Genomic DNA, 22,764 nt, shown 5'->3' on the forward strand with positions numbered 1-22,764 from the left:
CCATGACCGACCCCACAGCGACAGCCCCTCCCGGACTGCGTGAGCGCAAGAGGCTGGCCACCCGACGAGCGATCCAGGTCGCCGTCCTCGACCTCATCGCCGAGAACGGCTTCGACGCCGTGACCGTCGAGATGATCAGTCGCCGCGCCGACGTCTCGCCCCGCACCTTCTTCAACTACTTCACGTCGAAGGAGGAGGCCGTCGTCGGCGACCCGCCCGAGCTGCCCGACGGCGCCGCCATCGACCAGTTCGTGGACGGGCACGACGAGCCCATCCTCGACGGCCTCGTCGCCCTCCTCGACCAGGCCGTCGTGACGGCCACGGTCGACCGTGAGCTCGTGCAGCGCCGTCGCATCGTGCTGCGCGCCCACCCCGACCTGTTCGCGAAGCGGATCGCGTCGATGCGCGACTTCGAGGAGCGCCTCTCCGAGATCGTCGCGCGTCGCTTCACCGCCGACCCGCGCCTGTCCGCCGCCGTCTCCGACGGGGGAGGGCGTGCGCTGCTCGAGAGCCGCGCGCACCTCGTCACGCTCGTCGTCATCGCGGCGCTCCGGCACGCCTGGGCCGAGTGGATCGACGACGACGACGCCGACCACGCCGCCGACCACCGCTTCAGCCTGCGGGCCCGCATGGAGGACTCGTTCGCCGACCTCCGCCGGGTCGTGACGCGAGAGCTCTGAGAATCCGCTACAGTTGGTGATCGTGCCGAGAGGCACGGGTTCTCGATCTGATCGAGATCCGCCGCTTTAGCTCAGTCGGTAGAGCGTCTCACTCGTAATGAGAAGGTCTGGAGTTCGATTCTCCAAAGCGGCTCCCCCAGAGGCCCGGATCCCCACGGATCCGGGCCTCTCCTCGTCCCGGCCGGGCGGCCGCGTCCCGCCGGCGGAGGCGTCCGACCGCCGTGGTGCCTGGTAGACAGGGCTAATGACGACTCGATGGGGCATCCTCGGCGCCGGCGGCATCGCCGACGCGTTCACGACCGACCTGATCGGCGCCGGCCTGACGGTCACCGCCGTCGGCTCGCGGCAGCTCGACAAGGCCCGGGAGTTCGCCGACCGCCACGGCGTGGCCGGAGCGCACGGCAGCTACGAGGATCTCGTGGCCGACCCCGAGGTCGACGCGGTCTACGTCGCCACGCCCCACCCCTTCCACCGCGACGCGGCCCTGCTCGCGATCCGCGCGGGCAAGCACGTGCTCGTCGAGAAGCCCTTCACGGTGAACGAGGCCGAGGCCGCCGAGGTGCTCGACGCGGCCCGTGAGGCCGACGTGGTGGCGCTCGAGGCGATGTGGACGCGCTTCCTGCCGCAGCAGGTACGGCTCCGCGAGGTGGTGCAGGCCGGCGTCGTCGGTGAACCGCGACTCCTCACGGCCCACCACCTCCAGGCGCTGCCCACCGACCCGCGTCACCGCATCAACGATCCCGCCCTCGGCGGCGGCGCGCTGCTCGACCTCGGCGTCTACCCGGTCTCGTTCGCCGCCGACCTGCTCGGTCCGGTCGAGACGGTCGCCGCCACCGGCGTGCTCAGCGACCAGGGCGTCGACCGCCGCATCGGTGCGTCGCTGCTGCACGCCTCCGGCGCCACGTCGACGGTCTTCGCCGCCCTCGACACCGCCGGCGAGAACACTGCCGTCCTGTACGGCAGCGAGGGCCGCATCGAGGTCGACGCCACCTTCTACGCCCCGGGCGGCTTCACCGTCCTCGACGCCGAGGGCGCCGTGGTCGAGCGCTACGACGCCGTCGACGACGGGCTGCGCGGCATGCACCACCAGGCGGTCGAGCTCGAGCGCCTCGTCGCCGCCGGCGAACGGGAGAGCCCCGCCCTGACCCACGCCGACATGCTCGAGGTGATGCGCGTGATGGACGAGATGCGTCGCCAGGTGGGCGTCCACTACCCCGGAGAGGCCGGAGGCGCGGTCCGCGTTCCGTAGGATGACCCCGATGAACGATCAGGGCGACCTCACCGACCACCCGGACGTGCCCGCCGACGGCCAGGCCCCGACGGGCGCCCCGTCGACGAGCACCGGGTCGACGGGCACCGCGTCGACGACCGCCCCGCCCGCCCGTGCGGGCCTCGGCCGCCTCGTCCGCGAGCACCCGCGCGCCGCCCTGGTGACGGCCGCCGTGACCGCCTTCGCCCTCCTCGGCGGCGGGGCCGTGGCCGCCGGCGCCGCGACCGCTCCGTCGTCTCGCGGCACCGCGTCGTCCGCGTCGCCTTCATCGAGCGACCCGGCCGCCGCCGTGACCGTGACGCCGACGCCGACCGCCGAGGCCGACCCCGTCCGGTCCGTCCCGGGGGAGATCCCGGCCCCCACGCGCCTCCGCACCTGCTCGGTCTCCGGCCCGGCCGCCGACTCCCGCCTGGCCCAGTTCGAGGGCACCGTCGTGAACGCCGCGACCGGCGAGGTCCTGCTCGACCGGGACGGCTCGACCCCCGCCCGCACGGGGAGCGTGCTCAAGACGCTGACGAGCGCGGTCGCGCTCTCGGTGCTGGGGGCCGACCACCGCCTCCGCACGCAGGTCACCGGCGACCCCGGCACGGGCTCGATCGCCCTCGTCGGCGGCGGCGACGCGACGCTCAGCGCGACGGGCCGCAGCGTCTACTCGGGTGCTCCCACGCTCGCCGACCTCGCCGGCCAGGTCAAGGCCTCGCTCGGCGACCAGCCCGTGAGCCAGATCACGCTCGACGCGACCTGGTGGAGCGCCGCCGACAAGTGGGACCCGTCGTGGAAGCGCACCGAGCAGACGATCGGCTACCACAGCGAGGTGACGGCGCTCATGGTCGACGGCGACCGCGCCGACCCCGCCGCCCAGACCAGCCCGCGCAGCACCGACCCGGTCGCCCGTGCCGGCGACGCCTTCCGCGCCGCCCTCGTCGCGGCCGGCGTGGCCGGTGCCGACAGCGCGACCATGGCCCCGGGCTCGGCGACGAGCGCCACCGTGCTCGGCACCGTGTCGTCGCAGCCCGTCTCGACGCTCATCTCGCAGATGCTCCCCGTCTCCGACAACACCCTCGCCGAGATGCTGGCCCGCGCGTCGTCGAAGGAGTCGGGGGCCGACGGCTCGGCGGCCTCGCTCACGACGCTCTACCGCTCGGTGCTGACCAGCGCGTACGGGCTCGACGCGTCGACGGTGACCATCGTCGACGGCTCCGGGCTGAGCGAGGGCAACGCCGTGCCCTCGACCTTCGTGGCGCGCCTCATGGTGAAGGTGCTCGACCGCGAGGGCGGCCTCGGCGTGGTCTACGACGCCCTCCCGATCTCGGGCCGCACGGGCACGCTGGCCTCGCGCTTCACGGGCTCCAACGCCGTCGCCCGCGGTGCGGTGCACGCCAAGACCGGCTGGATCGACACGGCCTACACGCTCGCCGGCACCGTCGCGGCGGCCGACGGCACTCCTCTCGCCTTCGCCTTCTACGCGATCGGCGACGTCCGCGACGACGCTCGGGTCGCCCTCGACACGCTCACGGCGGCCGTCTACAGCTGCGGGGACTCGCTCTCCAACACCTGACCCGGGCGCCGCCGTCCCCGGGCGCCGCCGCCCGGCGTGCGCCTCGCGGCCCGGCGCGCGAAGATGGTGCCATGAGCAGAGCCCTGATCGTCGTCGACGTCCAGAACGACTTCACCGAGGGAGGCGCGTTGGCCGTCACCGGCGGCGCCCGCGTCGCCGAGGCGGTCACCGAGCACCTCCGCCGCTCCGGCGGTCGCTACGACCTCGTGGTCGCGAGCCGCGACTGGCACGCCGCCGACGGCGACAACGGCGGCCACTTCAGCGCCGAGCCCGACTGGGTCGACTCGTGGCCGGTGCACTGCGTGGCGGGCACGCCCGGGGCCGACTACCACCCCGCCCTCGACGCGACGCTCGTCGACGTGCACGTGACCAAGGGCGCCGGGTCGCCGGCGTACTCGGTGTTCGAGGGCGTGACGGGCGACGGGTCCTCCGCGGCGGAGGTCCTCGCGTCGCGAGGCGTCGACGAGGTCGACGTGGTGGGCCTGGCCACGGACCACTGCGTGCGGGCCTCGGCGCTCGACGCGGCCCGAGCAGGCCTCCGGGTCCGCGTGCTGACCGACCTCGTCGCGGGGGTCGGGGCGGAGTCCTCGGCGGCCGCGCTCGACGAGCTGCGCGCCGCCGGGGTCGAGACCGTCGCGTCGACCGAGGTCGCCGCGTGACCGGGCCCGGCCCGGAGCGGGGCGACGAGCGCGCCCCGCTCCGCGTCGGCGTCGTGGGCTACGGCCTCGCCGGCCGCGTGTTCCACGCCTCCCTCCTCGCGGTCGACCCGGCCTACGACCTCGTCGCCGTCGTCACGCGCGACCCGGCCAAGGCCGACGCGGCCCGGGCCGCCCACCCGGGCGTGGAGGTGGTCGACGCCGTCGACGGCCTCTGGCCGCTCGCGCTGGACCTCGTCGTCGTCGCGACCCCCAACGACACCCACGTCGAGGTGGCCGCGGAGGCCCTGAGGCGCGGGGCGGCGGTCGTCGTCGACAAGCCGCTGGCCACCAGCGCGGAGGCGGCCCGCGGGCTCGTGGAGCTCGCGGAGTCTCTCGGGCGGCCCCTGACCGTCTACCAGAACCGCCGGTGGGACGGCGACTTCCTGACCGCGTCGCGCCTCGTGCGCGACGGCGCCCTCGGTGAGGTCCACACCCTCGAGTCGCGCTTCGAGCCCTGGAAGACCGCCAACCGTGCGGGCTGGAAGGCCTCGGCCACGGCCGAGCAGGGCGGGGGGATCCTCCTCGACCTCGGCCCCCACCTCGTCGACCAGGCACTCAGGCTCTTCGGCCCCGCCGAGGAGGTCCACGCCGAGATCGCCGTCCGTCGACCGGGAGCGGTCGCGGACGACGACGTCGTCGTGTCGCTCCGCCACGCGGGCGGCGTCCGCTCGCGCCTCTGGATGAGCCACGTGGCCGCCCAGCCCGGTCCGCGCTTCAGGGTCCTGGGCTCGCAGGGGGCGTACGTCGTGCACGGGCTCGACCCGCAGGAGGCGCAGCTCGCGGCGGGCGTCTCGCCCGCCGACCCGGGGTACGGGCTCTCGGACCCGGCCCGGCCCGGCCTCCTGGGCATCGGCGCCGACGCCCGGCCCGAGCCGACCGACCGCGGAGACTACCCCGCGTTCTACGCCCAGCTCGCCGTGGCGCTGCGGGGGGAGGGGCCGCTGCCCGTCGACCCCCGTGACGCGGTCGCCGCCCTCGAGGTCGTCGAGCGGGCACGCCGGTCGGCCGAGCCCCGGCAGGGCTGACCAGGGCGCTGACCGGCGGCGTCGACGGCAGTGCCGCCGGCGACGGCAGTGCCGCCGGCGACGCCCGCTCAGACCAGGAGCTGGTGCTTCGCGAGGTCGCGGTAGAGCGGCGTGCTGACGACGAGCTCGGAGTGGGTGCCCACGCCGACGACGCGGCCGGCCTCCACGACGACGATCTGGTCGCTGTCGACCACGGTCGACAGCCGGTGCGCGATGACGATGAGCGTCCTGTTCTCGGCCACCGCGTCGATGGCCTCGCGGAGGCGCTGCTCGTTGAGGCCGTCGAGGCTCGAGGTCGACTCGTCGAGGAGCAGCACGGGGGGAGCGTTGAGCAGGGTCCGGGCGATGGCGAGGCGCTGACGCTCGCCGCCGGAGAGCATCACGCCGTCCTCGCCGACCTGGGCGTCGAGGCCCTGCTCGCCGCGCTCGAGCACGCCCGTCAGGTTGACCGCCTCGAGCACGCGGCGGCAGTCGTCGTCCGACGCGTCGGGCGACCCCAGGGTCAGGTTGTCGCGGAGGGTGCCGGCCAGCACCGGGGCGTCCTGCTCGACGTACCCGATCTGGGCCCGCAGCTCGGCGCGGTCGAGGGCCCGCACGTCGACGCCGCCGAGGCGCACGACCCCGGCGGTCGGGTCGTAGAAGCGCTCGATGAGCGCGAGGATCGTGCTCTTGCCGGCGCCCGAGGGGCCCACGAGGGCCGTCCGCCGGCCGACGGGCACGGAGAACGAGACTCCGTGGAGGACGGTGAGGTCGTCGGCGGCGGGCCCCTCGCCCTGCGGGTCGCCCTGCGGGTCGCCCGCGGCGGCCGCGGCGACGGCCCCGGGGGAGGTGGCCGACCCCGTGGCGACGGGGGAGTCGGGGTAGCGGAAGTGCACGTCCTCGAAGGTCACGGCGTCGCCGGTCTCGACGCGGGCGTCGGGGCCGAGCGCCCGCGCCGTCTCGGCGTCGTGCTCCGTCTCGCCGGGCAGGTCGAGGATCTCCTGGATCCGGCCCAGGGCGCCCAGCGCCTGGTTGACGCTGAGCACGGCGCCGAGGGCCTGACCGAGCGGCATGATCATCAGGAACAGGAAGAGGATGAACGAGACGAGCGACGCGATGGTGATCGAGCCGCTCGCGACCCGGTAGCCGCCCACGCCGAGCACGACGAGGAACGACGTCTGCATCGCGACCGAGGCGATGGGCACGACGAGGGCCGAGATGCGCGCCACCTGGAGGCCGCGCTGGTAGGCGCCCACGGCGTCCTCCTCGACGCCGGCGATCTCGCGCTCGGTCGCGCCCGAGGCCCGGATGGTGCGGACCGAGCTGATCGCGCGCTCGACCGACGAGGTCAGGTCGCCGACCTTCTCCTGCGCCTGGCGGCTGGCCACGCGGATGCGGCCGCTGAGCAGCACCACGACGGCGACCGAGACGGCCACGACGAGCACGGTGAGCCCGAGCAGCACCGGGTCGATGAGGAACATGCCCACCAGGGCCCCGACGAAGGTGAGCGAGCCGCCGATGGCCTCGACCAGCCCCTGGGTCAGGACGGCGCGGAGGAGCGTCGTGTCGGAGCCCACGCGGCTCACCAGGTCGCCCGTGCGCCGCACGTCGAACTGGCTGATGGGCAGGTTGAGCATGCGGCCGACGAGGCGGCGTCGGCTCGAGAGCACCACGCCCTCGCCGGTGCGCTGCAGCAGGTAGTGCTGGAACCCGCTGATCAGGCCCGCGACGACGACCAGCGCGACGAGCAGCCAGACGAGGCGGCCGAGGGGGTCGCCCGCCTGGACGACCGAGATGACGCGGCTGACCAGCAGGGGCTGGGCGAGCGAGGCGGCGGCGCCCAGCACGCTGAGCACGATGATGAACACCATCACCTTCCGGTGCTCGAACAGGTACGGCACGAGCTGGCGGAAGGTCGCGCGCGGACCCTCCGGCCGCGGCCGTCGACCCAGGCCCCTGCGGGCCGGGGGCGGCGTCGGCGAGCCGACCCGCGCCTCCTCGGCCTGGGTGGCGGCGCGCTTGCGGGTGCTCGTGTCGGAGCTCATGGTGCCTCTCGTGCTCGGTCGTCGCGGCGACGGGTCGCGACCGGTGGGCGCGACGCGACCGGGGTCACGGGCACCGAGTCGAGGGTACTGCCGTGCGGCCGCGAGCCGCCTGTCGGGGGACGCCGACGGCCCGCCCCCCGAGGGGAGCGGGCCGGGGTGGTGCAGGAGGCGCGGTGCGGCCCGTCAGCTCGAGGTCTCGTACTGCACGTCGCGGGTCTCCGAGCTCAGCAGCAGGGCGATCAGCGTCAGCACCGCCATCGACGACAGGTAGAGCCCCACCAGCCAGGTGCTGCCCCCGGCGGCCTGCCACAGCGCCACGGCGATGAACGGCGCCACGGCCGCGCCGAGGATGCTGGCGACGTTGTAGCTGATGGCCGAGCCGGTGTAGCGGACGCTGGTCGGGAACAGCTCGGGCAGCACGGCGCCCATCGGCCCGAACGTCAGCCCCATGAGCACGAAGCCGATGATGAGCAGCGCCTGGGCGCCGAGCGCTCCCGCCGCGAAGAGCGGGGCGAAGAGGAAGCCGAAGACGAGGATGCCCGCGGTGACGCAGATCAGCAGGGCGCGCCGGCCGTACTTCTCCGCCAGCGGACCGGAGACGAGTGTGAACACGCCGAAGAACACGACGCCGAGGATGAGCATCCAGAGGAACTGGTTGCGCGCGATGCCGAGGCCCGGCGCCGCGCCCTCGGCCGGGGCGGTGCCGTAGGTCAGCGTGAACGTCGTCATCAGGTAGAAGAGCGTGTAGGTCGCCAGCATGATGAACGTGCCGAGGATGAGCGGGCGCCAGCTCGTCGAGAACACGCGCGCGAGCGGCAGGGTCGCGACGTTGCCCGAGTCGACGACCTTCTGGAAGGCCGGCGTCTCGATCAGCTTGAAGCGCACGTAGAGCCCGATCACGACGAGGACGGCGCTGGCGAGGAAGGGCAGGCGCCAGCCCCAGCTCAGGAACTGCTCCTCGGTGAGCGTGCTGTTGAGCACGACGAACAGCAGGTTCGCGATGATGAAGCCGATCGGGGCGCCGAGCTGCGGGAAGGTGCCGTAGATCGCCCGACGCTTCGCGGGGGCGTTCTCGGTCGCCAGCAGGGCGGCGCCGCTCCACTCCCCGCCGAGGCCGAGGCCCTGGCAGAAGCGCAGCACGACGAGGCAGGCCGGGCCGGCGACGGCCCAGCCGGGCGTGGTGCCGGCGGGGATGCAGCCGATCAGCACCGTCGCGACGCCCATCGTGAGCAGGGAGGCGACGAGCGTGCCCTTGCGGCCGATGCGGTCGCCGAAGTGGCCGAAGATCACCGAGCCGACCGGGCGGGCGATGAAGGCGACGCCGAAGACCGCGAAGGAGGCGAGGCGCGCGACGGCGGGGTCGTCGTTCGCGAAGAAGACGGTCGGGAAGACGAGCACGGCGGCCGTCGCGTAGACGTAGAAGTCGTAGAACTCGATGGAGGTGCCGACGAGGCTCGCGACGATGACGCGCGAGCGTTTGTTCGCGGGAGGGGCGGGGGGCGTCGACGAGGCGACGGTGCTGGCAGACATGGAGGCTCCGGAGCGGCAGGCAGGGCGGCGGGTGCGGACGGGCGACGGCCTCGACGACGCCCGGCGCGAGGTGTGCGCTGCAGGTGTCGGAGGCGGCTGGTGCGGTGCTCGGTGGGCGCACGTCGCCGGTGGTGCGGGGCGCTGCTCGTGACAGCGTCCTCCCAGCTTACCTCCGCGACGGCGTCGTGGCGGACGCTGGGCGACGACCGTCGTCGACGCCGGGCTCAGGCTCCGGCGAGGTCGTCCGGCAGCTCGTGGCCCATGCGGTCGCGCTTGGTGTCGAGGTAGCCGGCGTTGAACGTGCCGACGCCGACGACGAGCGGCACCGTCTCGCTGACGGCGATCCCGTGCGCCGCCAGCTGACGGCGCTTCTCCGGGTTGTTGCTCAGCAGCCGGATCGAGGTGACGCCCAGGTCGCGCAGCATGTCGGCCGCCGCGCCGTAGTCGCGGGAGTCGGCCGGGAGCCCCAGGGCGAGGTTGGCGTCGAGGGTGTCGAGGCCGTCCTCCTGGAGCCGGTAGGCACGGAGCTTGGCGACGAGGCCGATGCCCCGGCCCTCGTGGCCGCGCAGGTAGACGACGACGCCGCCGTGGGCGTGGATCGTGTCGAGGGCGGCGTCGAGCTGCGGTCCGCACTCGCACTTCAGCGAGCCGAACGCCTCGCCCGTCAGGCACTCGCTGTGCACGCGCACGAGGGCGCCGTCGCGCGGCGGCGAGCCGTCGGGGGCGGACGCCACGATCGCGATGTGGTCGGCCCCGGTGAGGGTGTCGGCGTAGGCGCGCATGCGGAAGGTGCCGTGGCTGGTCGGGACGGTCGTCTCGACCTCGAACCGCACCTGCGACGAGACGGCGGGGGCGGTCGCGGGCCCTGAGGTGGGGGCGTCGGCGGCGGGGGTGTCGGTCACGGGGTCCTCCGGTGCGGGGCGCGGGCCACGACGAGGAGGTCGTCGCCCAGCGCGGCGGTGCTCACGACGCTCAGCCGGCGCTGGTCGTCGATGGTGTCGACGCCGAGGTCGTCGAGCGCCGTCCGGGGCCCGCCGAGCAGCGTCGGGGCGAGGTAGACGAGGTACTCGTCGACGAGCCCGCGCCGGACGAGCTCGCTCGCCACGGTCGGCCCGCCCTCGACGAGGACGCTCCGGACGTCACGCCGCCACAGGTCGTCGAGCACGGCGGCGAGGTCGTGGGTCGCCGCCCGGACGAGCCCACGCGGGTGCGCGTGCAGGGCCGCCCCGGCCGGCAGCTCGCGGTCGCCGACGACGACGGGCAGGGGCTGCTCGGGCAGCAGTCCGCCGTCGGCGTCGCGGGCGGTGAGCGACGGGTCGTCGGCGAGGGCTGTGCCCGTGCCGACCAGGATCGCGTCGTGCTCGGCCCGTCGGGCGTGGACGTCGAGGCGGGCGGCGTCGCCGGTGACCCAGCGGCTGGAGCCGTCCGCCGCGGCCACGCGGCCGTCGAGGCTCGAGGCCCACTTCAGCGTGACGAAGGGGCGGCGCAGCTCGACGGCCGTGAGCCAGCGGTGCAGGAACTCGCGGCCCTCGGCCTCGAGCACCCCCGGGACGACGTCCACGCCGGAGGCGCGGAGCCGGTCGGCCCCTCCCGAGGAGTCCCGGCCGGGGTCGGCGACGGCGTACACGACGCGCTCGACGCCGGCCGCCAGCAGGGCCTCGCTGCAGGGCCCCGTCCGGCCGGTGTGGTCGCAGGGCTCGAGGGTGACGACCGCGGTCGTGCCCCGGGCCTCTCCGGTGGGCAGCTGCGAGAGCGCGTCGACCTCGGCGTGCGCCGTCCCGGCACCGCGGTGCCAGCCCTCGGCGGCGACGGTGCCGTCCGGTCGGAGCAGCACGCAGCCCACCCGCGGGTTCACGCCGAGGAGCGTGCCGCGGGCCGCCAGCTCGAGGGCGCGGCGCATGGCCGTCTCGAGCACGGCGGGGGCGAGGGTCACGGGGTCTCCGGGGGAGTGGTCGAGGGAGCGGGAGGGGGCGTCGGTGCCGGGTCAGGGGTCGCGGCGTCAGGGCGGTCGCCAGGCCCGACGGGAATGTCGGCCCTCGACCCAACGCTCGCGCCACCGGGGAATTCCCCGGTGAGGGGCACGGGCCAGCCCGGCGCCGGCTCGCGGTCGTCGTCGGGCCCGAGCCGAGCCGTCCAGCACAGGGGGTGCTCGCCGTCGCGCCCCGGGTGCAGGCCCGGGGCCGCCCCGAGGTACCGGAAGCCCACCCGGCGGGCGACCGCGGCCGACGCGACGTTGCCGACGTGCGCCTCCCAGCGCACCTCGGGCAGGCCGCCCTCGCCGAGGGCCCAGTCGACGACGAGCCGCACGGCCTCGGTCATGAGGCCGCGGCCGCGGGCCGCCGGCGCCGTCCAGAAGCCGACGTCGCGGCCCGCCGTCCGCACGCTGACCACGCCGACGAGCTCGGACGACCCCGGGGTCCGGAGGCCCCAGGTCATCTCGCGGCCCGTGGCCCAGCCGTGGTCGACGATCCGGTCGAGGAAGAACGCGGCGTCGGAGCGGTCGTAGGGCGCGGGCACGGTCGTCCAGCGGACGGTCTCGGGGTCGTGGCAGGCCGCCACGATCGCCTCGACGTCGCTCGTGTCGGGCGCTCGCAGCTCGACGAGCGGCGAGCGGAGCGTGAACGCGCGCACCGTCACGCCCTCGCGAGGAACCCGATGCGCTCGTACACGGTGGCGAGGGTCGCCTCGGCGATCTCGCCGGCCCGGTCGGCGGCGCCGGCCAGCACGCGGTCCAGCTCGGCGGGGTCGTCGAGCAGCTCGAGCGCCCGCGCGCGGATCGGGGTGAACGTCTCCACCACCGCCTCCGCGACGTCCTTCTTGAGGTCGCCGTAGCCGCGGCCCGCGTACTGCTCCTCCAGCGAGGCCACGGGGGTCTCGGTGAAGGCGGAGAGGATGGTCAGCAGGTTCGAGACCCCGGGCTTCGCGCCGCGGTCGAAGCGGATCTCGCGCTCGGCGTCGGTCACGGCCGACTTGATCTTCTTCGCGGTGCGGCTGGGCTCGTCGAGCATCCAGACCACGCCGGCCTCGGTGGCCGCAGACTTGCTCATCTTCGACTCGGGCGACTGCAGGTCGTAGACCCGGGCGCCCTCCGCCTGGACGACCGCCTCGGGCACGACGAGCGTCGGGCCGAAGCGCGAGTTGAAGCGGTTCGCGAGGTCGCGCGTCAGCTCGACGTGCTGGCGCTGGTCGTCGCCGACCGGGACCTCGTGGGCGCCGTAGAGGAGGATGTCGGCGGCCATGAGGGTCGGGTAGGCGAAGAGGCCGAGCGAGGCCGTGTCGGCGCCCTGCTTCGCCGCCTTGTCCTTGAACTGGGTCATGCGGCTGGCCTCGCCGAAGCCGGTGAGGGTGTTCAGCACCCACGCGAGCTGGGCGTGCGCCGGCACGTGCGACTGGATGAAGAGCGTCGAGCGCTCGGGGTCGATGCCGGCCGCGATGTACTGCGCCGCGGTGCGACGCGTCGACTCGCGGAGCGTCGCGGGCTCCTGCGCCACGGTGATGGCGTGCATGTCGACGACGCAGAAGAGCGCGTCGTGCGTCGACTGCATCTCGCGCCACTGCAGCAGGGCGCCCACGTAGTTGCCGATGTGCAGCGAGTCGGCCGACGGCTGCATGCCCGAGAAGAGGCGGGGCTTCTGCCCGGGCGTCGTGGTCGGGGCGGGGGAGGGGGGGAGCGTGGTCATGGTGTCCTCGTGGGGGCGGTGCGGGTCAGATGTCGTAGTCGACGACGACGGGGGCGTGGTCGGACCAGCGCTTGTCGTACGACGCGGCGCGGTCGATCGTGTAGCCCGAGGCGCGCTCGGCGAGGGCCGGGGTCGCCACGTGGTAGTCGATGCGCCAGCCCGTGTCGTTGTCGAAGGCCTGGCCGCGCCACGACCACCACGAGTAGGGCCCCTCGACCTCGCCCGAGAGGCGGCGCCCGACGTCGACCCAGCCGAGGCCGGTGCCGCCGCTGCCGTCGACGGTCTCGACGGGCTGGCCGGCCTCGCCGAAGAAGCGGTCGAAGTAGGCGCGCTCGCGGGGCAGGAAGCCGGCGCGCTTGACGTTGCCCTTCCAGTTCTTGATGTCGAGCTCGCGGTGGCCGACGTTGAGGTCGCCCGTCACGACGGCGAGCTCGGAGTGCGCCGCGAGCTGCGGGAGCCTCTCCGACATCGCGTCGAGGAACCGCCACTTCTCGTCCTGCTTCTCGGTGCCGACCTCGCCCGAGTGCACGTAGGTGCTCACGACGGTGACGATCGTGCCGTCGACGTCGTAGTCGGCCTCGATCCAGCGGCCGGCGCTGTCGAAGTCGTCCGGCCCGAGCTCGACGCGGTGGATCACCGCGGCGCCGCGGGACGCGATGGCGACGCCGGCGCGGCCCTTCGCGGTGGCGGGGTGGTGGACGACGTTCCACTCGGGGCCGAGCAGGCCCTCGAGGTCGTCGGTGGTGGCCCGCACCTCCTGCAGGGTCAGCACGTCGACGTCGCGGTCGGCCAGCCACTCGCCCATGCCCTTGCGGTACGCGGCGCGGATGCCGTTGACGTTGACGGACGCGAGTCGGAGGCGTTGTGACATGCCGACGAGACTACCGGCGGCCGCCGACGTCGCCGCCTCGGCGCCGCACCGACCCGGCGGCCCGGGCGACGTGGGCGGCGAGGCCCCGCACCCGCGACGCCGCGCGCCGGGGGGCGGAGACGACCCGCGCCTCCTGGGCGAGCCGTTCCTCCTCGAGGCGGCGCAGCCGCTCGGCCTCCTCGCGGGGGTCGGCCCGCACGCCGATGTCGTCCAGCCCGACGGCGATCCAGGCGGCGGCGAGCAGCAGCACCTGGCAGAGCAGGTTGATGACGAGCAGCAGGCCGACGATCGCGGCGAAGGAGGCGAGGAGGGGGTTCGACCCCGCCGCCCGCAGCAGCGTGCCGCCGACGAAGGTGATGAGCACGAAGCCGGCCGCGCCGAGCGCCGACCCCGCGAGGAGTCGCCGGCCGGGGATGTGCAGGCCGGCCAGCACCCGGAAGAGCGCGACGAGCACCGCGGTGTCGAACGCGAACACGAGGACGAGCGCCACGACCCGGAGCAGCACGACGGACGCCGGGGAGGCCGTGGAGAGGCCGACGAGGTGCAGGCCCCAGGTGACCGCCGTGGTGCTCAGCAGGGAGATCGACGCCGAGACGAGGACGGCCACGCCGAAGGCCACGGCGAGGGCCAGGTCGCGCAGCACGAGGACGACCAGCGACGGGGCCGGCGTCGGGGCCCGGAAGACCGTGCGGACGGAGTCGCGCATGCTGCCGAACAGGCGGACGGACCCGAACAGCAGGCCGACGAGCGCGACGGTGCCCGTCCAGCCGAACACCGAGGCGTTCATCAGGGCGCCCGGCTCCACGACGCCGGCTCCCGAGTCGTCCTTGATGACGCCGGGCACGGCCGACTGGATGAAGACGACGAGCTCGTCGCGGAGGACGACGTCGCCGGCCACGACGAAGCCCGCCACGCTGAAGCCGACCCAGAGGGCCGAGAAGAGGGCGAAGAGCGCCTGGTAGGTGAGGCCGGCCGCGAGCAGCGGCCCCTTCGAGGCGACGTGTCGCCCGACCACGCGGACGAGGCGCGACCCGAGCAGGCGGGCCGCCGCCGAGGGCCCCGCGGGCGTCGCCGGGGCGGGGGCCGAGGGCGGGGGCGGGGTCGCTTCGTCGTCGGGTCGGCGGCGCATGCCCCCAGCGTAGGTGCCCGCGCGCCGGGGGCCGCGGACGGACAGGCCCGCTCGCGTACGATGTGGACGACCGTGCGGCGCCGCCCCTCCCGTGTGCGCCGTCCCCTCCCGAGCATGAAGAGGTACGACCGTGGCACTACAGGGCGTTGGCGTCGGACGTGGAGTGGCCGTCGGCCCCGTCCTGAGGATGCCCGAGCCGCTGCCGGAACCCGGCACCGAGGCGCGCACCGCCGACGCGTCCGCCGAGCTGGCCCGCGTGCGCGAGTCGCTCGAGGCCGTCGCGGCCGACCTGACCGCCCGCGGCGAGAAGGCCGGCGGCGAGGCGAAGGACGTCCTCGACGCCCAGGCGCTCATGGCCCAGGACCCGACCCTCGTCGACGACGTCGAGCAGCGCATCGACGGCGGCGTCACCGGCGAGCGGGCGGTCTTCGAGGCCTTCGGCGCCTTCCAGGAGATGCTCGTCGGCATGGGCGGCTACATGGCCGAGCGAGCGACCGACCTCGGCGACGTGGCCCAGCGCGTGATCGCGGCCCTCCGCGGCGTGCCCGCCCCGGGCGTGCCCGAGAGCGACACGCCCTTCGTGCTGGTGGCTCCCGACCTGGCCCCGGCCGACACGGCGCTGCTCGACCTCGACAAGGTGCTCGCGCTCGTCACCCGCGACGGCGGCCCCACCTCCCACACCGCGATCCTCGCGCGCTCGAAGTCGATCCCCGCGATCGTCGGCGTGACCGGGGCCCTCGACCTGGTCGACGGCACCGTCGTCGTCGCCGACGCCGTCTCCGGGGTCGTCACCGTCGACCCCTCCGCCGACGAGGTGGCCGCCGCCGAGCAGCGCATCGCCGACCGTCGGGCCGCCGCGGCCGCCCCGCTCACCGACGGCGCGCTCGCCGACGGCCACGCGGTGCCGCTGCTCGCGAACCTCGGCTCGCCCGACGAGGCCGCGGGCGCCGTCGCCCTCGGCGCCGAGGGCGTGGGCCTGTTCCGCACGGAGTTCCTCTTCCTCGGCGCGAGCCAGGCCCCGACGGTCGAGAGCCAGACCGCCAGCTACACGGCCCTCCTCGAGGCCTTCCCCGGCCGCAAGGTCGTCGTCCGTGCCCTCGACGCCGGGGCCGACAAGCCCCTCGCCTTCCTCAACGACGCCCACGAGGAGAACCCCGCCCTCGGCCTCCGCGGCCTGCGGGCGCTGCGGGTCAAGGAGCAGATCCTCCGCGACCAGCTGACGGCGCTCGCCGCGGCCCAGGCCGCCACGACGGCAGACCTCTGGGTCATGGCGCCCATGGTCAGCGACGCAGAGGAGACCGAGTACTTCGTCGCCCTCGGCCGTGAGCTCGGCCTCCGCACGGTCGGCGTCATGGCCGAGGTGCCCTCCCTGGCCGTCCTCGCCGACCAGGTGATGCAGAGCGCCGACTTCGTGAGCATCGGCACGAACGACCTCACGCAGTACACGCTGGCCGCCGACCGGATGCTCGGCTCGGTCGCCAGCTACCAGGACCCGTGGCACCCGGCGGTGCTCCGCCTGGTCTCGACCCTCGGCGAGGCCGGCCGAGCCGCCGCGAAGCCGGTCGGCATCTGCGGCGAGGCGGCGGCCGACCCGCTGCTCGCCGTCGTGCTCGTCGGGCTCGGGGCGACCACCCTGTCGATGACGCCGGCCGCCCTGGCCGACGTCCGGCTCGAGCTGTCGAAGCACACGCTCGAGCAGGCGAAGGCCCTCGCGGCCGCCGCGGTCGCCGCGACCACGGCCACCGGTGCCCGTCAGGCCGCCGAGGCGCTCGCCGGCTAGTCCAGGCGGGCCGGCCGGCCAGGCCGGCCGGCCGGGTCCGGCTCGGACCGGGTCCGGCTCGGACCGGGTCCGGCTCGGACCGGGTCCGGTCCGCCCGGCCTCAGCCCTCGACGGCCTGCTGCAGGTGGGCGGCGACGACCGCGTCGACCACCTGGCCGACGGCGGCCTCGACGGCCGCGACGAGCTCCGGAGCCGCGACCCGCGCCTCCTCGAGCGACAGGTCGCCGTCGACGGCCTCGGCGCCCTCGACGCCGGGCAGCAGCCCGGCCGCGACGGCCTCGTCGTGCAGGCGCAGCAAGGTCGCGACACGGTGCGGGGCGATCACGTCGGCGACGACGGCCTCGCGCACGAGGGGGGCCAGCTGGTCGACGGTGAGCACGGGGGAGTCGGTCGCCGTTCCGCCCCCCTCCTCTCCTGTCGTCGTCGCTCCGGCCACCGACGACACCGGTGCCGTCGCCATCTGCTGCGCGACGCTCTCGAGCACGCCCGGCCAGCCCCAGCGGCCCTCGAGGGCCGTGAAGGCGCCGGGCAGGGCGACGGAGGCGGTGGTCGCGGAGGCCGTGCCGCCCGTTCCCGCGGTGGTCGGCAGCCACTCGGGCCGGTAGCGCTCCGCGCGCGGGAACCGCTCGAGGTCGGCGGCGTAGTCGGCGTCCGAGGGCAGCACCCCGGCGTCGCCGGGCTCGAAGGGCGAGCCCGGGTTCACCCAGACGCGTCGGTCGAGGTTGAAGCGGGCGGTGAACGACCCGTCGCGCGAGACGGTGAGCGAGAGGGAGAACCAGGCGCCCTTCTCCGGGTCGGCCATCACCTCGCGGAGCTGCCCGCCGAGGGCGACGACGTCGGGCACGGTGCCGACGGTGCGGCTGCTGCCCGCGGCGTCGACGGCGTCGACCCAGAGGCGCGAGACCGAGCCCACCTCGAGCAGCTGGAGCGTGGCCTCCGCCCAGTCGGTGCCCTCGAGGCTGGCGGCGAAGCGCTCGGCGATGTCGTTCTGGAGCTGCTGCTGGCGGGGGACGTCCATGTCGGCGCGGCCTCTCGGTCGTGGTCGGTGATCGGGGGCGGTGCCGACGACGGGGCGGTTCCCGGCAGGACGGCACGAGAAGCATATGCGCCCGGGCGGGGCCGTGCCCTGATCCGGGGGACGCCGGGGTCGTTCCGGTCAGCGCGCAGGGGCGTGGAGCAGACTGTCCTCGTGGGCACCCCTATCCGACACCCGATGGTCGACGCGGTCACCGCGCAGGTCGTCCGGGTCGACAGCCGGGCCCGGGTCGTGCGGCTGAGCGCGCCCTTCGCCGACCTCCTCTCGCGTCGCCGCAGTCGGCGACGCGTCGTGCTCGTCACGAGCGACCGGTCGCGGCTGACCGTCGGCGTACGCGCCGCGCTCGTCGACGCCGGCGGCACCTGGGCCGTCCACGACGACGCCGGGGCCCTGCGCGACGGGCTGACCGGCCTGCCCTACGCCGACGTCGACGCCGCCGGCCGGCCCCAGGAGGACCCCCTCGCGCCGGTCGTCCCGGTGGACGTGCCGGCTGCGGTCGGCACCACCGCCCAGCTCAGCGTCGACCTCACGGTGCTGCACCGCGCCTCCCACGACACCAGCCTGGGAGGCGCGCTCGAGGCCCTCGGGACGGCCGTCTCCGGCACCGGCCCCGCGTCCTGGGGCAGCTCCGAGCCCCTCCTCCACGACTGGGACCGCTGGGTCCTCACGCAGCACGCTCGGCACGCCGCCCCCGAGACCGTCCGGGTCGTCGTCGAGGGCCCTCGCCTCTCGGGCACCGTCACCGCCCGGGTGACCGAGCACGGCATCGAGGAGACCACCGCCGTCACCATCGACGTGCCCGTCGTCGAGACCGCCGCCGGGGGCTCCGAGGGGGCCGAGGCGGACGCCCGACGCGCCCTCGACGCCGCGATCTCGCGCCTCACCGAGGCGCTCTCCGACATCGCCGGGTCGTCGCTGCCCACGTTCGCGCTCGTCGTGGCGCGGGAGGGCGACGTCGACCGCTGCGTGCGGGCGAAGACCTACCCGCCGCCGAACCCGGTCGCGCTGCTCATCGGCGCGCCCTCCGTGAAGCGGCTGGGCCTCGAGCTGTCCGCCCTCCCCTCGACGCGGCCGGTGGTCGTCGTCGGTCGGCCGCGGCTGCCCGCGTACGTCGTGCCGCTCGGCGACGCGAGCACCTCCGGCTGGGACGCCCTCCACGACACCCTCGACGCCGTCGGGCCCGAGCGTCTCGCCACCATGGTCGCCACCCCACTGCTGCAGGCGTGGGAGGAGGACCTCGCCGAGGCCGACCTCCTGCACGAGAGCGCCGTCGACGGCGCCGTCGGCGTCGCGGGGGCCGGCCGCCCCCGCGAGGGCGAGGGCGAGGTCGACGACGACGAGCGGCACGACGACGACCAGCCCTACGACGACCAGCCCCACGACGACCAGCCCCACGACGACCAGCACGACGACGAGGAGACGCCCCCCGGTGCCCCGTGACATCACCATCCTGAGCCCCACCATCCCCGACGCCCTCGACCTCGCCACGGCCGCGCGGGCGGTCGACGAGTCGTACGGCGAGCGCGAGATCGACGAGGGCGACGCCCTGCAGGTCTTCGCGGAGGGCGGCGAGCCCCTCCTCACCGTGTGGGGCGCGCGGGAGCTCACGACGGCGGGGGAGATCGAGCGGCTGCTGCCGCACCCTCCCGAGGTGCGCCTCCCGGTCTTCTGGGTCGACGCCGTGGCGCCCCTGGCCGACGCCGGCGAGGCCGGGGTCTCCGTGGCCCTGCGCCTGGCGCTCGGGCTCGACGCGACGTGCATCGTCGAGGACGACTGACCCGGCCCCGTCACCCCGACCCCTGGCGATCGACGGTCGCCCGGCGCGACGGGAGGCCCGGACCCCTGGGGGTCCGGGCCTCTCGTCGTCGGAGGGCGGTGCCGGCGGAGGCTAGGCCCGCCCGCGCAGGACGGCCTGCTTGACCTCGGCGATCGCCTGGGTCACCTGGATGCCGCGGGGGCACGCCTCGGTGCAGTTGAAGGTGGTGCGGCAGCGCCACACCCCCTCCTTGTCGTTGAGGATGTCCAGGCGCACCTGGGCGCCCTCGTCGCGCGAGTCGAAGATGAAACGGTGCGCGTTGACGATCGCGGCGGGGCCGAAGTACTGGCCGTCCGTCCAGAAGACGGGGCAGCTCGAGGTGCACGCGGCACAGAGGATGCACTTGGTCGTGTCGTCGAACCGCTCGCGCTGCGTGGCGCTCTGGATCCGCTCCTTCTCCGGCTTCGACGAGGCCATCAGGAACGGCTGGATCTCGCGGTACGACTGGAAGAAGGGCTCCATGTCGACGACGAGGTCCTTCTCGAGCGGCAGCCCCTTGATCGCCTCGACGTAGATCGGCTGGGTGATGTCGAGGTCCTTGATCAGGGTCTTGCAGGCGAGCCGGTTGCGGCCGTTGATGCGCATCGCGTCGGAGCCGCAGACCCCGTGGGCGCACGAGCGGCGGAAGGTCAGCGAGCCGTCCTGCTCCCACTTGATCTGGTGCAGGGCGTCGAGGACGCGGTCGGTGGGCAGCACCTCGACGTCGAAGTCCTGCCAGCGCGGCTCCGTGTCGACGTCCGGGTCGAACCGTCGGATGATCAGGGTGGCGGTGAAGGTGGGGATCGCGTCGGCGCCGGCGGGGGCGTTCTCGAGGACAGCGGTGCTCATGCTCAGTACTTCCGTTCCATCGGCTGGTAGTTCGTGATCACGACGGGCTTGGTGTCGAGGCGGATGTGGTCGCCCGCCAGCGACGAGTGGGCGTCGCCGGTGAGGTAGGCCATCGTGTGCACCAGCCAGTTCTCGTCGTCGCGCGTCGGGTAGTCCTCGCGGAAGTGCCCGCCGCGGCTCTCCTGGCGGGAGCGGGCCGAGTAGACGACGACCTCGGCGAGGTCGAGCAGGAAGCCCAGCTCGATCGCCTCGAGCAGGTCGGTGTTGAACCGCTTGCCCTTGTCCTGCACGGAGATGTTCTTGAAGCGGTCGCGCAGGTCGGCGATCACGTGGGTGACCTCGTCGAGGGTCTCCTCCGTGCGGAACACCTGGGCGTTGCGGTCCATGCTGTCCTGCAGCTCCTTGCGGAGGGTCGCGATGCGCTCGGTGCCGGTGGCGGCCCGCACGTCGTCGACGAGGCCCCGCACGAAGCCCGCCGGGTCGTCCGGCAGCGGCACGAACTCGGCCGTCCTGACGAACTCGACGGCGTTGTTGCCGGCGCGCTTGCCGAAGACGTTGATGTCGAGCAGCGAGTTGGTGCCGAGCCGGTTCGAGCCGTGCACGCTGACGCAGGCGCACTCGCCCGCGGCGTAGAGCCCGGGCACCACGGTCGTGTTGTCGCGCAGCACCTCGGCGTGGACGTTGGTGGGGATGCCGCCCATGGCGTAGTGCGCCGTGGGCAGGACGGGCACGGGCTCGGTGTAGGGCTCGACGCCGAGGTAGGTGCGGGCGAACTCGGTGATGTCGGGCAGCTTCGCGTCGATCACGGCCGGGTCGAGGTGCGTGATGTCGAGGTAGACGTAGTCCTTGTGCGGCCCGCCGCCCCGGCCCTCGCGGATCTCCGTGGCCATGCAGCGCGCCACGATGTCGCGCGGCGCGAGGTCCTTGATGGTGGGCGCGTAGCGCTCCATGAAGCGCTCGCCCTCGCTGTTGCGGAGGATGGCGCCCTCGCCGCGGGCGGCCTCGGAGAGGAGGATGCCGAGCCCGGCCAGGCCGGTCGGGTGGAACTGGAAGAACTCCATGTCCTCCAGCGGCAGGCCCTTGCGCCAGATGATGCCCACGCCGTCGCCCGTCAGCGTGTGCGCGTTCGAGGTCGTCTTGTAGATCTTGCCGAAGCCGCCGGTCGCGAAGATCACGGCCTTGCCCTGGAAGACGTGCAGCTCACCGGTCGACAGCTCGTAGGCGACGACCCCCGCGGGCCGCTCGACCCCGTCGACCTCGCCCATGATCAGGTCGAGGACGTAGAACTCGTTGAAGAACTCGATGCCGTGCTTGACGCAGTTCTGGTACAGCGTCTGCAGGATCATGTGGCCGGTGCGGTCGGCCGCGTAGCAGGCGCGACGGACGGGGCTCTTGCCGTGCTCGGCCGTGTGCCCGCCGAAGCGCCGCTGGTCGATCTTGCCCTCGGGCGTGCGGTTGAAGGGCAGGCCCATGTTCTCGAGGTCGAGGACGGCGTCGATCGCCTCCTTCGCGAGGATCTCGGCGGCGTCCTGGTCGACGAGGTAGTCGCCGCCCTTGACCGTGTCGAAGGTGTGCCACTCCCAGTTGTCGTCCTCGACGTTCGCGAGGGCGGCGGCCATGCCGCCCTGGGCGGCGCCGGTGTGCGAGCGCGTGGGGTAGAGCTTCGAGATGACCGCCGTGCTGGCGTTCGGCCCGGCCTCGATGGCCGCGCGCATCCCCGCCCCGCCGGCGCCGACGATGACGATGTCGTGCTGGTGGTAGTGGATGCCGTCGACGACGGAGCTCTGGGCGGAGGGTGCAGGTGTGGTCACGGTGCTTCCAGGTGGGACGTGGTGCAGGTGGACGGGGTGGTCGGTCGTGGGGCGGCGGCGCGGCGCCCGCCGACGGTCAGCGGGAGCAGATCGACGGGAGGAGGTCGGCCGGGGCGCCCGCGGGGCAGGGGTCGAAGGTCCAGATGACGAGCGAGCCGAGCAGCAGCAGCACGGCGCTGGAGACGACCAGGGCGCCGAGGAAGACCTTGCGGGTGGTCGGGCGGCCCACGTAGTCGTTGACGATCGTGCGCATGCCGTTCGAGCCGTGGATCAGCGCCAGCCAGAGGAGGAGCGTGTCGTAGACCTGCCAGAACGGGTCGGCCCACTTGCCCGCCACGAACGCGAAGTCGATGGCCTTGACGCCGCCCTCGCCCGCGAGCAGGTTGATGAAGAGGTGGCCGAAGATCAGCACGACGAGCACGAGCCCGCTCGCGCGCATGTAGATCCAGCCCCACTTCTCCCAGTTGGTGCTGCGCTGGGCGGTGCGGGCCGACCGGGGGGCCTCGATGGTCTCAGTGGTCATCGCTCTACTCCGAGAAGACGTTCATGAGGTGGCGGGGGGCGAAGCCGAGCATCAGCACGGCCCAGAGGCCGATCACGACCCAGAACATGACGCGCTGGTGCTTGGTGCCGGCGCTCCAGAAGTCGATGAGGATGATGCGCAGGCCGTTGAGGGCGTGGAAGAGGATGGCGGCGACCAGGCCGGTCTCGCCGAGCCCCATCACCGGGTTCTTGTACGTGCCGATGACCGCGTCGTAGGCCTCGGGGCTGATGCGCACCAGCGCCGTGTCGAGGATGTGCACGAGGAGGAAGAAGTAGATGCTGACTCCGGTGATCCGGTGCAGGACCCACGACCACATGCCCTCACGGCCGCGGTAGAGCGTGCCCTGGAAGCGCTTGGCGCGCTGCGGCTCGCTGATGGTGGGTGCACCCGGTCGCCCCGAGGGCGTGCCCGGTGACGCCAGTGTTCCCGTCGACTGCTCGGCCATGAGCTGCCCTCCTCGCGGCTGGGGCGGTCGGCTGTGATC

20 protein-coding genes, 1 tRNA gene and 1 pseudogene are annotated in these 22,764 nt (G+C 74.2%); 9 read left to right on the forward strand and 13 right to left on the reverse strand.

Annotated elements, in window-relative coordinates:
- Window positions 1–2 precede the first annotated feature (2 nt).
- The 6 genes from F1C15_RS13850 to F1C15_RS13875 all read left to right on the forward strand — a co-directional run bounded on the left by F1C15_RS13850 (window position 3) and on the right by F1C15_RS13875 (window position 5,231).
- A complete protein-coding gene (locus tag F1C15_RS13850; RefSeq protein WP_056053190.1) occupies window positions 3–680 on the forward strand; it encodes a TetR family transcriptional regulator in 678 nt (225 codons plus the stop codon).
- A 60-nt stretch (window positions 681–740) separates the two neighbouring features.
- Window positions 741–813: transfer RNA gene (locus F1C15_RS13855), tRNA-Thr, on the forward strand.
- 111 nt (window positions 814–924) lie between these two features.
- Window positions 925–1,929, forward strand: coding sequence for a Gfo/Idh/MocA family protein (locus tag F1C15_RS13860; RefSeq protein WP_185231855.1), 1,005 nt, complete (start codon window positions 925–927; stop codon window positions 1,927–1,929).
- A 10-nt stretch (window positions 1,930–1,939) separates the two neighbouring features.
- Window positions 1,940–3,508 carry a D-alanyl-D-alanine carboxypeptidase/D-alanyl-D-alanine-endopeptidase gene (locus F1C15_RS13865; RefSeq protein ID WP_082514428.1) on the forward strand — a complete coding sequence of 523 codons (1,569 nt, stop codon included), beginning with the start codon at window positions 1,940–1,942 and terminating at the stop codon, window positions 3,506–3,508.
- A 71-nt stretch (window positions 3,509–3,579) separates the two neighbouring features.
- On the forward strand, window positions 3,580–4,167 hold the full coding sequence (locus F1C15_RS13870; RefSeq protein WP_185231857.1) for an isochorismatase family protein: 588 nt from the start codon (window positions 3,580–3,582) through the stop codon (window positions 4,165–4,167).
- Window positions 4,164–5,231 (forward strand): Gfo/Idh/MocA family oxidoreductase, encoded by a 1,068-nt coding sequence (locus tag F1C15_RS13875; protein WP_185231859.1) that lies wholly within the window; start codon window positions 4,164–4,166, stop codon window positions 5,229–5,231. The genes F1C15_RS13870 and F1C15_RS13875 overlap by 4 nt, the downstream gene beginning before the upstream one ends.
- 68 nt (window positions 5,232–5,299) lie before the next feature.
- On the opposite strand, the gene F1C15_RS13880 is transcribed toward F1C15_RS13875, so the two are convergent.
- The 8 genes and pseudogenes from F1C15_RS13880 to F1C15_RS13915 form a co-directional block, all read right to left on the reverse strand.
- A complete protein-coding gene (locus F1C15_RS13880) occupies window positions 5,300–7,255 on the reverse strand; it encodes an ABC transporter ATP-binding protein (protein ID WP_185231861.1) in 1,956 nt (651 codons plus the stop codon).
- 183 nt (window positions 7,256–7,438) lie between these two features.
- Window positions 7,439–8,785 (reverse strand): MFS transporter, encoded by a 1,347-nt coding sequence (locus tag F1C15_RS13885; protein WP_056053201.1) that lies wholly within the window; start codon window positions 8,783–8,785, stop codon window positions 7,439–7,441.
- Between the two features lie 224 nt (window positions 8,786–9,009).
- Window positions 9,010–9,627 (reverse strand): annotated as a pseudogene (ribA, locus tag F1C15_RS13890) (GTP cyclohydrolase II); the annotation flags it as partial.
- A 56-nt stretch (window positions 9,628–9,683) separates the two neighbouring features.
- Window positions 9,684–10,685, reverse strand: a complete 1,002-nt coding sequence (gene ribD, locus F1C15_RS13895; protein WP_185234384.1) for a bifunctional diaminohydroxyphosphoribosylaminopyrimidine deaminase/5-amino-6-(5-phosphoribosylamino)uracil reductase RibD — start codon at window positions 10,683–10,685, stop codon at window positions 9,684–9,686.
- Window positions 10,686–10,714: 29 nt separating this feature from the next.
- Window positions 10,715–11,416: a GNAT family N-acetyltransferase gene (locus F1C15_RS13900; protein ID WP_185231863.1), complete on the reverse strand. Its 702-nt coding sequence runs from the start codon at window positions 11,414–11,416 to the stop codon at window positions 10,715–10,717.
- Window positions 11,417–11,418: 2 nt separating this feature from the next.
- The gene (trpS, locus tag F1C15_RS13905; protein WP_185231865.1) at window positions 11,419–12,465 is read right to left on the reverse strand and encodes a tryptophan--tRNA ligase; all 1,047 of its coding nucleotides are present in this window, start codon (window positions 12,463–12,465) and stop codon (window positions 11,419–11,421) included.
- Between the two features lie 25 nt (window positions 12,466–12,490).
- Window positions 12,491–13,336 carry an exodeoxyribonuclease III gene (locus tag F1C15_RS13910; protein WP_185231867.1) on the reverse strand — a complete coding sequence of 282 codons (846 nt, stop codon included), beginning with the start codon at window positions 13,334–13,336 and terminating at the stop codon, window positions 12,491–12,493.
- A gap of 10 nt (window positions 13,337–13,346) precedes the next feature.
- Window positions 13,347–14,465 carry a YihY/virulence factor BrkB family protein gene (locus tag F1C15_RS13915; protein WP_185231869.1) on the reverse strand — a complete coding sequence of 373 codons (1,119 nt, stop codon included), beginning with the start codon at window positions 14,463–14,465 and terminating at the stop codon, window positions 13,347–13,349.
- A gap of 187 nt (window positions 14,466–14,652) precedes the next feature.
- Here F1C15_RS13915 and ptsP point away from each other — a divergent pair, with 187 nt between their 5' ends.
- Complete coding sequence (gene ptsP, locus F1C15_RS13920) at window positions 14,653–16,245, forward strand: phosphoenolpyruvate--protein phosphotransferase (RefSeq protein ID WP_255465292.1); 1,593 nt, start codon at window positions 14,653–14,655, stop codon at window positions 16,243–16,245.
- Between the two features lie 100 nt (window positions 16,246–16,345).
- On the opposite strand, the gene F1C15_RS13925 is transcribed toward ptsP, so the two are convergent.
- The gene (locus F1C15_RS13925; protein ID WP_185231872.1) at window positions 16,346–17,263 is read right to left on the reverse strand and encodes a hypothetical protein; all 918 of its coding nucleotides are present in this window, start codon (window positions 17,261–17,263) and stop codon (window positions 16,346–16,348) included.
- 171 nt (window positions 17,264–17,434) lie between these two features.
- Between F1C15_RS13925 and F1C15_RS13930 the strand changes: the two genes are divergently transcribed.
- Window positions 17,435–18,721 carry a DUF6177 family protein gene (locus tag F1C15_RS13930; RefSeq protein ID WP_185231875.1) on the forward strand — a complete coding sequence of 429 codons (1,287 nt, stop codon included), beginning with the start codon at window positions 17,435–17,437 and terminating at the stop codon, window positions 18,719–18,721.
- Window positions 18,711–19,058: a hypothetical protein gene (locus F1C15_RS13935; protein ID WP_185231877.1), complete on the forward strand. Its 348-nt coding sequence runs from the start codon at window positions 18,711–18,713 to the stop codon at window positions 19,056–19,058. Before F1C15_RS13930 ends, F1C15_RS13935 begins: the two co-directional genes overlap by 11 nt.
- Window positions 19,059–19,169: 111 nt before the next feature.
- Here F1C15_RS13935 and F1C15_RS13940 read toward each other — a convergent pair whose 3' ends face one another.
- From F1C15_RS13940 to sdhC, 4 genes are all read right to left on the reverse strand, one after another.
- Complete coding sequence (locus F1C15_RS13940) at window positions 19,170–19,925, reverse strand: succinate dehydrogenase iron-sulfur subunit (RefSeq protein ID WP_167258628.1); 756 nt, start codon at window positions 19,923–19,925, stop codon at window positions 19,170–19,172.
- A gap of 2 nt (window positions 19,926–19,927) precedes the next feature.
- Window positions 19,928–21,736 carry a succinate dehydrogenase flavoprotein subunit gene (sdhA, locus tag F1C15_RS13945; RefSeq protein ID WP_056053232.1) on the reverse strand — a complete coding sequence of 603 codons (1,809 nt, stop codon included), beginning with the start codon at window positions 21,734–21,736 and terminating at the stop codon, window positions 19,928–19,930.
- Between the two features lie 76 nt (window positions 21,737–21,812).
- Window positions 21,813–22,259: a succinate dehydrogenase hydrophobic membrane anchor subunit gene (locus tag F1C15_RS13950; protein ID WP_167258631.1), complete on the reverse strand. Its 447-nt coding sequence runs from the start codon at window positions 22,257–22,259 to the stop codon at window positions 21,813–21,815.
- Between the two features lie 4 nt (window positions 22,260–22,263).
- A complete protein-coding gene (gene sdhC, locus F1C15_RS13955) occupies window positions 22,264–22,725 on the reverse strand; it encodes a succinate dehydrogenase, cytochrome b556 subunit (protein ID WP_082514271.1) in 462 nt (153 codons plus the stop codon).
- Window positions 22,726–22,764: the final 39 nt, after the last annotated feature.

It is taken from the genome of Frigoribacterium sp. NBH87 (assembly GCF_014217665.1).
GTDB classification, from domain to species: domain Bacteria; phylum Actinomycetota; class Actinomycetes; order Actinomycetales; family Microbacteriaceae; genus Frigoribacterium; species Frigoribacterium endophyticum.